Consider the following 13,405-nt stretch of genomic DNA (forward strand, 5'->3'; position numbering starts at 1 on the left):
GGGGGGCTTACCGGCCGTGGCAGTGCTTGAACTTCTTGCCACTTCCGCAGGGGCAGGGGTCGTTGCGTTTCACCTTTGCCGTGTCCCGTTGAAAGGTCTCTACCTTCTGCGGCTGGCTCACGGATTCGGCGGCCTGGCGGGCGGCGGCGGCCTGTGCATCGGCGGTCACAGGCTCGCTGCTGCTCCGGTTGACCCGGGTAGGCGGCGTGACCACGCGGCGCGGCGGGCGCGCCTCCTGGATATCCTGCGGCTCGGCTACGACCAGGTCACCGGTCGCCAGGTAGCTCGTGGTCTTCATATTGATGCGGCTGATGAGCTCCTCGAAGAGGTTGTAACTCTCCATCTTGTACACCACCAGGGGGTCCTTCTGCTCGAAGGACGCCATGTTGGTACTGGTCTTGAGCTCGTCCATGCTGCGCAGGTGCTCCTTCCAGTTCTCGTCGAGGATGGCCAGGGTGACGGTCTTCTCGATATCGGTCTTGATGCTGCGCCCGTTGGTCTCCAGCGCCCGCTCGATGTCGGCGGTGATCTGCAGAGGGTGGGTGCTGCCGTCCGTGAACGGAATGATGATGCGGCGGAAGCGGCCGGGCTGCTCCTCGTTGACGCGACGGATGTGCGGCATGACCCGGTCGATCAGCAGCAGCATCTTCTTGTCGTAGAAGGCCCGGAACTCCTCCAGCAACTGATCGGCTACGTCGTTGACATCCTTGTTGTCGAAGTCGGCGGCCTGGATCTCGGACTCGTAGCCCAGCAAGCGCTGCGTGGCCAGGCGGAAGGTGTCGTAGGTACCGTTCTCCTTATGGGCGTAGACGATGTCGTCGATCAGCCCCTCGAAGGAGTTATTCAGGTCCAGGTTCAGGCGCTGGCCGCTCAGGGCGTTATCGCGCTTGCGGTAGATGGCCTCCCGCTGGATGTTCATCACGTCATCGTACTCGAGCAGCCGCTTGCGGATACCGAAGTTGTTCTCCTCGACCTTCTTCTGGGCGTTCTCGATGGACTTGGTTACGATGCCCGCCTGGATCACATCACCCTCCTTGTGGCCGGCGCGGTCCATCCACTTAGCGATCCGGTCGCTCTGGAAGTAGCGCATCAGCTTGTCTTCCAGACTGACGTAGAACAGGCTCGACCCGGGGTCTCCCTGCCGGCCGGCACGACCGCGCAGCTGGCGGTCTACCCGCCGACTATCGTGGCGTTCGGTACCGACGATGGCCAGGCCACCGGCCGCGATCACTTCCGGGCCGATCTTGATGTCCGTACCCCGACCCGCCATGTTGGTGGCGATGGTCACCTTACCGGGCCGGCCGGCCTCGGCGACGATGTCGGCCTCGCGTTGGTGCTGCTTGGCGTTGAGTACGTTGTGGTCGATGCCGCGCAGTTTCAGCATGCGGCTCAGTTTTTCACTGATGTCTACGGCAGTGGTACCTACCAGTACGGGACGGCCGGCATTGCTCAGCTCTACCACATCGTCGATGACGGCGTTGAATTTCTCCCGGTCCGTCTTGTAGATCTTGTCGTTCTTATCGTCGCGCTGAATGGGTCGGTTCGTGGGGATCACGACGACGTCCAGCTTGTAGATCTCCCAGAACTCCCCGGCCTCGGTCTCGGCCGTACCCGTCATGCCACACAGCTTGTGGTACATGCGGAAGTAGTTCTGCAGGGTCACCGTAGCGTAGGTCTGCGTGAGCTCGCCCACCTTGACGTTCTCCTTTGATTCCAGGGCCTGGTGCAGCCCGTCGGAGTAGCGGCGGCCTTCCATCATCCGGCCGGTCTGCTCGTCTACGATCTTGACCTGTCCATCCATCACGACGTACTCCGAGTCCCGCTCGAAAAGCGCGTAGGCCTTGAGCAGCTGGGAGATCGCGTGCAGTCGCTTCGACTTGACGCCGAAGTCCTGCGCCAGCTTATTCTTCTGGAGTGCTTTTTCCTCCTTGTCCAGGTCAGCCCGGTTGTCCACTTCGGCCATGCTGGTGGCCAGATCGTGGAGGATGAAGAAGTTGGGGTCTTCGTTGTACTTGCTGAGGTAGTCAGTGCCCTTATCCGTGAGGTCTACCTGGCGGTTCTTCTCGTCGATGGTGAAGTACAGCTCGGCGTCTACCTCCGGCATCCGCTTGTTGTTCTCCGACATGTAGGTGTTCTCCGTCTTCTGCAGCAGCACGCGGGCGCCTTCGGTAGACAGGAATTTGATCAGCGGACGGCTCTTGGGGTAGGCGCGAAAGGCGCGGTAGAGCGCCAGGCCAGCCTCTCCTTCCTCAGGACCTAGGTAGCCTTCCTTAAACAGGCGCTTGGCCTCGGTAAGGAACTTGTTGGCCACCTTCTGCTGGGCGGCGATCAGTTTTTCGATGGCGGGCTTCAGCTCCAGGTAGTCCTGGTCGTCCGTGTTATTGGTTACGGGGCCGGAGATGATCAGGGGCGTACGGGCATCGTCTACGAGTACCGAGTCGACCTCATCGATCATGGCGAAGTGGTGCTCGCGCTGCACCTTGTCGGCGATCGAGCGCGCCATATTATCGCGCAGGTAGTCAAAGCCGAATTCGTTGTTGGTCCCGTAGGTGATATCCGCCGCGTAGGCCTGCACCCGCTCGGGGCTATGGGGCCGGTAGAGGTCGATACAGTCGATGCTGAGCTTGAGGAACTGCATGACCGGGCCGATCCACTCGGCGTCCCGCTGCGCGAGGTAGTTATTGACCGTGATGACATGCACGCCGCGGCCGCTCAGGCCGTTCAGGTAAGCCGGCAGGGTGGCTACCAGGGTCTTACCCTCACCCGTTTGCATCTCGGCGATCTTACCGTCGTGGAGTACCTGTCCGCCGATCAGCTGCACGTCGTAGTGGATCATCTGCCAGGCGATCTCGCCGCCGGCGGCCATCCAGACGTTGTTGTAGGTCGCCTGCCCGTTCGCGTCGATGGTTACGTAGTCGCGCTTGGCGGCCAGTTCGCGGTCGGCGTCGGTGGCCGTCATGGTCAGGGGCCCTTCGGTAAAGCGGCGGGCGGCTTCCTTCACCGTAGCGAAGGCGGCGGGCAGGATCTCCTTGAGCACCACCTCCAGTTCTTCGTTCCGCTGCTCCTGGAGCCGGTCCACCTCCTTGAATATCTCGTCCTTTTTCCGGAAGTCGGGCTCCGCCTCCGCCTCCTCCCGCAGGGTAGCGATTTCGCCGTCGATGCCGGAGAGGTACTCCGCCACGCGGGCCCGGAAGGTATCGGTACGCCCCCGCAGTTCGTCATTCGACAGACTGGTCAGTTCCGCATAAATAGCATTGATCTCCTCCACGACGGGCTGGTAGATAGCAACATCACGGTCTTGCTTGGAACCGAAGAGTCGTTTGAGGGCCTTTAACATAAGTAGACAGCTTTTCGTGATAATAGGGGCGGGAACGCAGGTGCGGTGAAGGTGGGGCGAATACCAGGCCAGTCGACCGGGTGCGCCAATGTGTCACCAAACCTACCTAACGGACTGACACCGCCGGCGGTTGTGCTACACCAGCCCCGCACGGGCGCGTTCGAGCAGCCGGCTCCGTTCATCCAGGGTAAGGGACAGCGGCAATTGCGCAATTCCGATGATGCGGCGAATAATTTCTACGTAGCAAAATTGTCGGGCCAGTGCCACCTCGAATCCGGGGGGCTTCCCGTAATCGGTGTCGATCTGCAGGATGCGTTTCTCCGAGGCCCGGCTCATCAGCAGGTGCGCCATCAGCACGCCGATATCGAACTCGGGCCGCCCCAGGTGGGCAAACTCAGCGTCGATGACGTACAGTCCATCCTCCGCGTCCAGAAAACTACCGGGATAGAAATCGCCGTGGATCAATGTCGTGCCGGTGGCCAGATAGCGCGCTCCCAGGCCGGCAACCACCCGGCGCAGGGCTTCATCGTGCTGATAGGGCTGGGCCACGCGGGCCAGACCGGGGTAGATCGCATCGAGCGGGAAGCCGTTATCCGCCCGTAGTGGCAGATCGAAGATGTGGGCGTGGTTGAGTGTCTTGAGCTTATCGTTGGCGGGGAAGTCCGCGGGCGTACGGCGGTGCAGCTTACCGGCAAATTCCAGCAGGGTGGCGAGCTGTCCGCGGCTCATTCCATCGTCCTGCTGGTATACCGTGGTGAGATCGCCGGCATCGCCCAGATCCTCCAGTAGCAGTACGTAGTTTTTCTCGTCGGCCTTGAGCAGTTCGGGCATCTTGTTGGCGAGGTAGCGGTCGGTCACGATGGCGCGGTGGAAACTGTGTTCTACCAGAATGCGCTCTACGGGTGCGTCGAGCTGGGGAAACTTGGCGACCCAGGGGCGGCTCTGCTTCAGGATGAACCGGTGACGGCTGGTCATCACCCGCAGCGTTACGTTCATATTACCCTCCCCGGCCGGCGCGACGGCTACGACGCGCTCTCCGTGGATCAGGTACCCCAGCTGCTGCAGGTAGGCTTCTATACGCTCCGGGTCGTCGGCCGTGAGGTAAAACGGACTACCGGTGGCTGCGGTAAAGCGATCGGCCAACTCATTCATACACTACTAGCTTGAACCCGCAAGGTAGACCAAAAAAAGAGCCCTGGTGTAGACCACCAAGACTCCCGAAACAGGTTGCAAAAAAAGAAAGGAGGACTACTTGCCCTCCTCCCGTAAATACTCACTCAAAACATGTAATTCTATCCGGATTGCTGCTTCCGATTGCTCCACAAATTTACGGAAATCTTCACTATAAAACAAGCAAAATGATTCGAAACATCAGCTATTTCACTCGATGTAACTATACTGATTATACCTTTGCCTTAACTGTCATCTACTGTACGTTTACCCCATGAAAACCCCACAAACGATCGCCGTAATCGGCTCCGGCTGGCTGGGTCTCCCCCTGGCAAACTTCCTCGCCACCCAGGGCCACCGGGTACGGGCCAGCTACCGGCGGGAGGCCACCCAAACGGCGCTGTTGGATCAGAATGTCACGCCCTATCTCCTTGACCTTCCGGCTCAATTGGATAGCCTGGACGCCTTCCTCCAGGACGTCACTACGCTAGTCATCACCCTCCCGCCGGGTGGCAGGCGACTAGGCCCGGCCGCACCGGCTACCTACCTCGCAGCATTGGCTCCCCTGGCCCCCTACCTCTCCGCCGACAGGCACGTCATCTTTACTAGTAGCACCGGCGTCTACGGCAGTACTACCACGGGAACAGTTACTGAGGCTAGTCCGCTGGTACCGGACAGTCACTCCAGTCAAGCCGTGGCGGCGGCAGAGCAGTGGCTGGGTATGCACGCGGACCGGCTCACCGTGCTTCGCCTGGCCGGACTCTTCGGCCCGGGGCGTGACCCGGCTACATTTTTCGCTTCCGGCCGAGCGGTGACCCGCGCAGATGCTCCGGTAAACATGGTCCACCAGGCGGATGTCGTCCGGGCGATCGGCCTGTGTTTGGATGGCCGTACGACCGGCACCTTCAATGTCTGTGCGGCTACACATCCCGCAAAAAGAACATTTTACGGTAATTTGTCCCGCCGTACGGGCCGTGCGCTTCCCATCTTTGTGGCGGGCGGCGCTTCCGGAAAGACGGTAGACTCCTCCGCACTGCGCAGACTAGGCTGGGCACCCCAGTACGATAACCTCCTTATCTAGCATGCTAATCTGACTTCAACCTAGACCCGCTAGACCTACTCACCTTCCTTACGTTCGAACTCCTGATGAAGCACCTCGCCTCCCTTATTGTTTTCCTCTGCCTGACCGTGCCTATCCTCCGGGGCCAACAGCAAGCTGCCGGTTTTCTTATCACCTGTGGAAATGACGGCGACACCACCTTCGTCCAGGAGCAGCCCATAGAATTCCGCCAAGCCAACCGCCCCCTCACCTCTAAGTTCGTCTTCGCCTTCGGCGATAGCGTACCGGCGGAGGCTAGGGCGAGCATTCTCTTTGCCGGCAATGTGTGGGGTTCCTTCCTACAGTCTGACGTGCCCATCAACGTAGCGGTGGACTGGCGCGACCGCGGCGACGAGCGTCTGCTGGCCAGTGCCGGCCCTACCAGCGTCTTTGCTGAGTTCAGGGGCGCGCCGGATTCCAGCGTCTGGTACCCCACCGCACTGGCAGAGGCACTGTTCGGCGCGGAGCTCAACGAGCCGGACTCGGCCGATATCGCCGTCACCGTCAATAGCACCGCCAATTGGAACTTCAATACCACCGGTCCCCTCTCCCGGGCACGTACCGACCTGGCGACGGTGATGATTCACGAGCTAGGTCACGGCCTGGGCTTTCTGAGCAGTATCCGGGTCGATAGCATCGCCGATACCACCGCCAACATCGGGTTTACCGGCAGCGACGGGGTAGACCGCTTCATCATCTACGACAACTTCCTGGAAACCCCTCCGGGGCTCCGGCTGGTCGATACTTTCGAATTCGGTGCGGCCGGTCTGCCTTCCGCCGGACGCTTGACCGCCATCATCACCCAGCTCGACTGGGCCGGCGACAGCGGCGTGGCTAAGAACGGCGGCGAACTCGTCCCCATGTTCGCCCCCGCGACCTTTGATGTAGGCAGTAGTGTCAGTCACATGGATGAGAGCACCTATCGCCGAGGAACGCCGGATGCGCTGATGACTCCCCAGATCGGTAACGGCGAGGCGATTCGTGTACCCGGTCAGATCCCGCTGGGCATCTTCTTCGATATCGGGTGGCCCCTCAACTTCGACGCTACGGTGATATCTACCGGTACATCCGAGATCATCGCCGATCGCCTACGGGTATATCCCAACCCCGCCAGCGGCTCGTTCATCCTGCCACTCGGGGAGCTACGCAATCCGTCTACCGCTATACTATTCGATGCCAGCGGTCGTCAGGTCCGCCGCGTAGATATTCGGCAGGCCGGCCCCCAGGCTACGATCAGCGTAGCGGGCTTGTCCACGGGCGTGTACAACTTATTCGTACCGGACGGAGACCGTGCCTTTACGGCCCGGGTCATGGTACGCTAGCGGGCGTAGGCTACTGAGCGGGTCTCCCGGATCACCATCACCTTGATCTGACCGGGGTACTGCATCGTCTCCTGGATCTCCTGACTGATCTTGAAGCTCAGTTCATCAGCGTGGGTATCGCTCACCTTATCGGCCTCCACGAGTACGCGTAACTCCCTGCCTGCCTGCATGGCAAAGGCGGAGTTGACCCCCTCGTTCTTCTTGGCGATATCCTCCAGCTCCTTGATGCGGGTGATGTAGCCTTCGAGGATCTCGCGGCGGGCACCCGGGCGGGCCCCACTGATGGCATCACAGGCCTGCACGATGGGAGAGATGATGTTATTCATCTCGATCTCGTCGTGGTGGGCCCCGATGGCGTTCACTACGATGGCGCTCTCCTTGAGCTTTTCGGCCATCTGCATGCCGTAGAGGGCGTGGCTGAGCTCGTTGTCCTCATCGGCTACCTTGCCGATATCGTGGAGCAGGCCGGCGCGCTTGGCCAGCTTGACCTGCTTCTTACTCAGGCCCATTTCGGCAGCCATCACGGCACAGAGGTGGGCCGTTTCTACGCTGTGCTTGAGCAGGTTCTGTCCGTAGCTGCTGCGGTAGCGCATGCGCCCCACCATGCGGATCAGCTCGGCGGGCAGGCCGTGGATATCGAGTTCGATGACCGTCTTCTGGCCGATCTCCTTGATGCCGGACTCCAACTCCTTACGCGTCTTGGCGACCACCTCCTCGATGCGGGCGGGGTGGATACGGCCATCACTGACCAGCCGCTTCAGGGACAGCCGGGCTACCTCGCGGCGGATGGGGTCGAAGCTGGAGATCACGATCGTCTCGGGCGTATCGTCTACTACCAGCTCGGCGCCGGTGGCGGCTTCGATGGCGCGGATATTGCGTCCTTCACGACCGATGATCTGCCCCTTCACGCTGTCGCTTTCCAGGCTGAAAACCGAGACGGTATTCTCGATCGTCATTTCGGCACACATCCGCTGGATGGTATTGATGACCACTTTGCGGGCATCCTTGGCGGCGTCTTCCTTGGCTTCGACGAGGAGCTCACGGCGTAGGCTCATGGCGTCGGTTTCGGCCTTGGCGCGTACTTCCTCGAGCAGGCGTTGCTTGGCTTCGGCCTGGGAGAGGCTGGCGATCTTTTCGAGCTCCTGGGCGAAGCGCTCGTGCTGGGTGTCCAGCTCGGCCTGCTTACTGCGGGTGCGGTCGATCTCTTCGGCGAGCTGTTGCTTGCTGGTCTGGAGCTCCGCTTCGCGCTGCTTGAAGTTCTCCTTGGCCTTGAGGATCTCATCGAGGTCGGCCTTGAAGCTGGCGCGCTCCTCCTTCATGCTGGTCTGCTCCTCCTTGAGGGCTTCCCGCTTCTGGCGTAGTTCTACCAGTTCTTCGGCTTTCTCCTGCTTGAATTCTTCCTTGTAGCGGGCAAATTTCTCGCGGCTTTCGGCGATCTTCTGTTTCTTGAATTCTTCCTGCTTGTCCTTGAACTCGGCGAAGGTCTGCTCGGCTTTAAGGCGGGCATCGGCGAGTTCCTTGTCGGCCTTGAGGCGGGCCTCGGCCAGGAGTTTTTCGGCTTCCTGTTGGTGGGTTTGGTCCTGTGCTTTGGCCTTGCGGCCAAAGATGAAGTAGGCGATCGTAGCGCCTACAAGGAGCCCGATAACGAGCCCGATGACGATTTCCATGGTGTACGTAAGTTAAAAAAAGTGAGGGCGCTAGCCTAGCATCCCCTCCACCAGCTTATCCAGCCGGCTCAGCCGCTGCGTGAGCTCCTGATCGCTGCTACCGCCCGAGTCGGCCTGCTCGCGGGCACTGCGTAGTTCGCTGGCGTAGGTCAGCAGGGTCATCACCAGACAGTCCTGCTTGTCGCGGTCGCGGTACTTGATCTGGAAGTCATTGAAGCGGTCGTTGATCTCGCCGACGAGGGCGCGCAGGCCCTGCTCCTCCGTGTCCGCTACGCGGATCGGGTAGGGGCGGCCGGCGATGACTACCGTGATGGGCTTGTTATCCTGAGCGTTGGCCATAGCTTAGTTACGGTGGAGCCAGTCGAGGCAGCGATCGATCTCCTGCAGGCAGTACGCGACGGTCTGTCGCTGCTCGCTGAGGTCGGGTGCCGGGGAAGACGATGCCGCCGGGGCGGCGGAAGTGGAAGTGGCTTGGGCTAGCTTATCCCGCAACGAGGTCACCACCGCCTCCTGGCGGTCGAGCTGCTGTTGCAGGCGTTCGTTTTCGGTCATCGCCGCCTGGTACTGCGCCCGTTGGCGGTCTACCTTGGCGGTGAGTTGCCGAAGTTTTAGTTCAATGCCGTCAAGTTGTGTTGCCGGTGTCATGAGGGTTGATCTAGCGGGGTGAAGGTAGGCATTAACGACGAACCTCCGCGCCCAGTTGTTTGACCAACGATCCTTCGATCGCACGCATGGTCTTGTCTACTTCCTTGTCCTGCAGCGTTCGCTCCGCACTCTCGAATACAAAACTCACCGCGTAGCTTTTCCTGTCCGCGCCCAGCTGTTCGTCGTTGCGGTAGACGTCGAATAAATTTACCGCGCTCAGCAATTGCTTGCCGGCCTTCCGCGCCAGCCGTTCTACGTCCGCAAAGGTGACCGAGCCATCCAGCACCAGGGCTAGATCGCGCCGCACCGTAGGATACTTGCCCGGCGTGGTGACCTGTACCGGTTTCTTGGGCAGCACCCGCAGCAGATTGTCCCAGTTGAAGTCAGCATAAAATACATCCGTTTTCACCGCCCCCCGGGCCAGCACCGCACCGGCGACCGCGCCGAAGTCCACCAGTTCCAGCGGTCCCTTGTGGTAGCGCAGGCCGTAGGCGAACTGCTCCGTAGGCGCCTCCGCCGTCCGGTAGTTATCGATGCCCAGCCGTTGCAGCACCAATTCTACGGCGGCCTTGAGGGTGTAGTAGGTCGCCCCGGGCTGCTGATCACCGGCCGTATGCCAGGATTCGGGCTGACGGCGGCCGGTCAGGGTCAGGCTGAGGTGGTTGACCTCGCGGTAATCCTGCCCCTCCAGGTGGTAGCTGCGGCCGAACTCGAACAGGCGCAGGTCGCGCTGACTGAAGGCCTGGTTGTGCCGCACGGCTTCTACGGCCGACAACAGCAGGTCAGGCCGCATGATATCCAGGTGGACGTTGCTGGTGTTATTGATGCCGACCAGGTCGTCGCGACCGTCATAGTGGCGGCTTTCGGAGAGGCTCAGCGCCATCATTTCCAGGTAGCCGTTGGCGGCGAGCAGATCACCCACCAGTTCGCGCAGGGTATTGGGGTCGGGGTGCGGGGCCACGATCATGGCCGTGGTGATCATCTCTGGTTCCGGGATCTTATTGAAGCCGTAGATGCGCAGCAGCTCTTCGATCACGTCGACTTCCCGCGTCACCTCCACCTTGTTCGTAGGCACGGCTACGGTGAACTGCGCGTCACTGTCGCGCACGATCTCCATATCCATACTCTGCAGAATGGTGCGTACCCGCTGCCGACCGAGGTCTACGCCGATCAGGTCCGTGATCCGCTGGTAGCGCACGTCCACCTCGAGGGGCTGCACCGGGGCGGGGTACAGGTCGAGCAACTGACTGCTCACCTTACCGCCGGCCACCTCCTGTAGCAGCAAGGCGGCGCGCTTGAGGGCTTCGACGGCGACGTTGGGGTCGCTGCCCTTTTCGAAGATGCGGGCGGCATCCGTACGCAGGGTATGCCGCATGCTGGAGCGGCGGGTGGTACCGGCCGCAAAGTGAGCCGATTCCAGGAAGATGCGGGTAGTGCCCTCGCTCACCCCGCTATCCGCTCCACCGAATACGCCGGCGATACACATGGGCCGCTCGTTGCCGTCGCAGATGACCAGGTCGTCGGCCGAGAGGCTACGGTCTACCCCGTCGAGGGATTTGAATACGGTACCCTCTGGCAGTTTCTTCACGACGATCTGCCCCCCACCGATCTTGTCCAGGTCGAAGGCGTGCAGGGGCTGGCCGTACTCGTGCAGTACGTAGTTCGTCACGTCTACCACATTGTTGATGGGCCGCACGCCGATGCTATGTAGACGGGCGCGCAGCCAGTCGGGACTAGGTGCTATCTGCAGATTTTCGATGACCAGTCCGGCGTAGCGGGGTGCCTGACACGCATCCAGCACCCGGGCGGGGAACGCCGGTGCGGTGCCGGGGGTGAAGGCGGAGGTATCCGGCTTGCGTACGCTGACTTTCTCGCCGGCCTCGACGCTCATGGTGGCGGCCAGGTCGAAGGCTACGCCCAGGTGATTGGTGGCGTCGGAGCGGTTGGGGGTCAGGCCGATCTCGTAGACGTAGTCGGTTTCCAGCTCGTACACTTCGGCGGCGGGGGTGCCGGGAGGGTAGGCCCGGTCGAGTACGGTGATGCCGTCGTGGTCGGTGCCCAGGCCCAGCTCGTCTTCGGCGCAGATCATCCCTTCACTGACCTCACCGCGGATCTTGCCCTTCTTGATCCGGAAGGGTTCGCCGTCGGTGGGATACAGCATGGCTCCTACAGTAGCCACCAGTACGTACTGACCGGCGGCCACGTTGGGTGCGCCGCAGACGATGGTGACGGGCTCCTGGCGGCCGATATCGACGGTGGTGAGCGAGAGCCGGTCGGCACCGGGGTGTTTGCCGCAGGTCAGCACGTGACCGACTACGACACCCTCCAGCCCCCCGGGTACGGACTCTACCTTTTCCATTCCTTCCACTTCGAGTCCGGTGCCGGTAAGCACCTCACCGATGCGTTCGGGGGCGAGCTCCAGGTCTACGTATTCGCGCAGCCAGTTGAGTGATACTTTCATAGGCGGGCAAAGGTAGGGAAGTAAATGAATGTTAAATTCAAGCTATACGGAGGGAAAAGTGCCCCGGGGCGGATTATTATTGTCAACTCACTAACCTTGCTGCTACCACGCCGTTGCGGATAGGGAACATACCTTCCTATACGTCCCCACTGCCTATATGAAAACGCTCTACCTGCTGCTGATCTTCCTTACGTGCACCTGCCTACAGGCGCAGGATGGGGGCGTACTCCGCGTGGAACCCGCGGAGATCAACAAAGAGGTAGTGGTAGATAACCTGGAGGAGCACTTCGAAGATGTCACCTCCATAGTAGTGACCAATAATTCGGGGCGGAGCATCCGGTTGGCGCGGCAGACCGTGCGCCGGCCCCAACCCGCCGCCTGGAGCTACCGGGCGCTCGACCGACTGAGCCGCACGACCCCCTACGTACTATCGGCAAATGAGCAGGAGAACGGTCGCTACATTCCACTGGCCCCCGGACAGTCGGCTACCTTCTACGTGGTACTGCGGCCGGATGGGGTGACGGGTAGCGGGAGTACCGAACTTCAGTTTTCCGACCTTACGGTTCCCGGTGCCACGCTGGCTACCGCGCGGGTCAGTACGGTCATTCGTCAGCGGGCCGTGGTGCCGGTGGCGGCCCCCTCCCCTACTTCGGTACGGCTATATCCTAATCCGGCTACGGAGCGCTTCTTCGTGGAGACGCCCCAGGGTACTACGATCAGTCGTATCGAGGTGACCAACACGCTCGGTCGCCAGATCCGCTCGTTCGACGGGCCGGCCGATGTGAACGGCTACGATATTCGCAAGCTGCCCGACGGGCTGTACCTAATCTCGATCTACGATACGACGGGCAAGAAGCTCAAGACGCTGCGCTTGCTTCACCGGGCGTTCGGTGCCTGAGCCCCGCTTACCGCAGGGTGGCGATATACTTATCGGCCTGGGTCGCTTCGTTGCTGAGGCTGAAGTCAGCCTTCAGGCGCTCGAAGGCGGCGAGTGCTTCGTCGGTCCGTCCTTCCTTTCGCAGCAGTAAGGCCAGCTTATTGAGGTAGTAGCCACCCGTGACGTAGTTGTCACCGGCTTCCTCTACGGCTTCTTCGTAATCTTCGATGGCGGCGTCAAAGTCGTCGAGCTCGCTGTGCAGGTCACCGCGCACACCGGCCTTCATGGCGGGTAGTAGCTCGCCCTCGGCGTCGAAGTCTTCGAGGTAGTCCAGGGCAGCGTCGTACTTGCCCAGGTTCAGGTAGCTGACGGCTGCGTAGTAGTTGGCCAGGTTGCCGGCCTTGGTGTTGCCGTACTCGTCGGCGATATCCAGAAAGCCGGGGTATCCCTGCCCGGGATTGGTCAGGGCAAGGCTGAAGCTGTCCTGCTCAAACTGGTACTGAGCCTGTTGCATCTGCTCGGCGGCATTGCGCTCCGCGGGGGCCTTGATGAAGGTCTGGTACAGCAGGGCAGCGGCGACCAACACGATCAGCGCGATCACCGCACCGATGATGATCGTGCGGTTGCGCTCGAAGAAATCGAGCCCTTGATCGCGTACTTCTACGATATCAACCAGGGTATCATCCTCTTCGATCCGGACCTGATCGCCTTCGTTTCCTGCATTTCTGCGCCCGCCCCGTGGGGTGCCGGTCGGCCGACGACCGATGTTGTTCTTTTTTGCCATAACAGTCTAGCTTCCTACCCATTCCACACTGGAGCGGGGTCGA

Annotated in this window: 10 protein-coding genes; 3 read left to right on the top strand and 7 right to left on the bottom strand. The window is 61.1% G+C overall.

From position 1 onward, the window contains the following. Positions 1-7: 7 nt before the first annotated feature. Positions 8-3,337 carry a preprotein translocase subunit SecA gene (gene secA, locus MJQ68_RS16835; protein ID WP_238752328.1) on the bottom strand — a complete coding sequence of 1,110 codons (3,330 nt, stop codon included), beginning with the start codon at positions 3,335-3,337 and terminating at the stop codon, positions 8-10. Between the two features lie 135 nt (positions 3,338-3,472). Continuing rightward, positions 3,473-4,489 (bottom strand): phosphotransferase, encoded by a 1,017-nt coding sequence (locus MJQ68_RS16840; RefSeq protein ID WP_238752329.1) that lies wholly within the window; start codon positions 4,487-4,489, stop codon positions 3,473-3,475. A gap of 292 nt (positions 4,490-4,781) precedes the next feature. Here MJQ68_RS16840 and MJQ68_RS16845 point away from each other — a divergent pair, with 292 nt between their 5' ends. Together MJQ68_RS16845 and MJQ68_RS16850 are read left to right on the top strand one after the other, a co-directional pair. Further along, positions 4,782-5,588, top strand: a complete 807-nt coding sequence (locus MJQ68_RS16845) for an NAD-dependent epimerase/dehydratase family protein (RefSeq protein WP_238752330.1) — start codon at positions 4,782-4,784, stop codon at positions 5,586-5,588. Positions 5,589-5,653: 65 nt separating this feature from the next. Next, positions 5,654-6,928, top strand: a complete 1,275-nt coding sequence (locus MJQ68_RS16850) for a T9SS type A sorting domain-containing protein (RefSeq protein WP_238752331.1) — start codon at positions 5,654-5,656, stop codon at positions 6,926-6,928. Here MJQ68_RS16850 and rny read toward each other — a convergent pair. Genes rny through pheT form a run of 4 tightly spaced genes read right to left on the bottom strand, consistent with a single transcriptional unit; the run spans position 6,925 to position 11,701 of the window. Then, entirely contained in the window at positions 6,925-8,595 is a 1,671-nt protein-coding gene (gene rny / locus MJQ68_RS16855) for a ribonuclease Y (RefSeq protein WP_238752332.1), read from the bottom strand. The two genes, MJQ68_RS16850 and rny, sit on opposite strands and share 4 nt — an antisense overlap. Positions 8,596-8,625: 30 nt before the next feature. Beyond that, complete coding sequence (locus tag MJQ68_RS16860; protein WP_238752333.1) at positions 8,626-8,934, bottom strand: cell division protein ZapA; 309 nt, start codon at positions 8,932-8,934, stop codon at positions 8,626-8,628. 3 nt (positions 8,935-8,937) lie between these two features. Further along, positions 8,938-9,240 carry a site-specific integrase gene (locus MJQ68_RS16865; protein WP_238752334.1) on the bottom strand — a complete coding sequence of 101 codons (303 nt, stop codon included), beginning with the start codon at positions 9,238-9,240 and terminating at the stop codon, positions 8,938-8,940. Positions 9,241-9,271: 31 nt separating this feature from the next. Next, positions 9,272-11,701, bottom strand: coding sequence for a phenylalanine--tRNA ligase subunit beta (gene pheT, locus MJQ68_RS16870; RefSeq protein WP_238752335.1), 2,430 nt, complete (start codon positions 11,699-11,701; stop codon positions 9,272-9,274). A gap of 157 nt (positions 11,702-11,858) precedes the next feature. On the opposite strand from pheT, the gene MJQ68_RS16875 reads away from it, so the two are divergent. Continuing rightward, entirely contained in the window at positions 11,859-12,599 is a 741-nt protein-coding gene (locus MJQ68_RS16875) for a T9SS type A sorting domain-containing protein (protein WP_238752336.1), read from the top strand. A gap of 7 nt (positions 12,600-12,606) precedes the next feature. Here the strand turns inward: MJQ68_RS16875 and MJQ68_RS16880 are convergent, their stop codons facing one another. Then, entirely contained in the window at positions 12,607-13,362 is a 756-nt protein-coding gene (locus MJQ68_RS16880) for a tetratricopeptide repeat protein (RefSeq protein WP_238752337.1), read from the bottom strand. Positions 13,363-13,405 lie beyond the last annotated feature (43 nt).

Origin of the sequence: Neolewinella maritima (assembly GCF_923081025.1) — a bacterium.
GTDB lineage: Bacteria > Bacteroidota > Bacteroidia > Chitinophagales > Saprospiraceae > Neolewinella > Neolewinella maritima.

Bases quoted from the DNA above. Each gene is read 5' to 3' on its own strand.
- MJQ68_RS16880 (WP_238752337.1), bottom strand. From the start codon at position 13,362: ATGGCAAAAAAGAACAACATCGGTCGTCGGCCGACCGGCACCCCACGG.
- rny (WP_238752332.1), bottom strand. From the start codon at position 8,595: ATGGAAATCGTCATCGGGCTCGTTATCGGGCTCCTTGTAGGCGCTACG.
- MJQ68_RS16865 (WP_238752334.1), bottom strand. From the start codon at position 9,240: ATGACACCGGCAACACAACTTGACGGCATTGAACTAAAACTTCGGCAA.
- MJQ68_RS16840 (WP_238752329.1), bottom strand. From the start codon at position 4,489: ATGAATGAGTTGGCCGATCGCTTTACCGCAGCCACCGGTAGTCCGTTT.
- MJQ68_RS16875 (WP_238752336.1), top strand. From the start codon at position 11,859: ATGAAAACGCTCTACCTGCTGCTGATCTTCCTTACGTGCACCTGCCTA.
- MJQ68_RS16845 (WP_238752330.1), top strand. From the start codon at position 4,782: ATGAAAACCCCACAAACGATCGCCGTAATCGGCTCCGGCTGGCTGGGT.
- pheT (WP_238752335.1), bottom strand. From the start codon at position 11,701: ATGAAAGTATCACTCAACTGGCTGCGCGAATACGTAGACCTGGAGCTC.
- secA (WP_238752328.1), bottom strand. From the start codon at position 3,337: ATGTTAAAGGCCCTCAAACGACTCTTCGGTTCCAAGCAAGACCGTGAT.
- MJQ68_RS16850 (WP_238752331.1), top strand. From the start codon at position 5,654: ATGAAGCACCTCGCCTCCCTTATTGTTTTCCTCTGCCTGACCGTGCCT.
- MJQ68_RS16860 (WP_238752333.1), bottom strand. From the start codon at position 8,934: ATGGCCAACGCTCAGGATAACAAGCCCATCACGGTAGTCATCGCCGGC.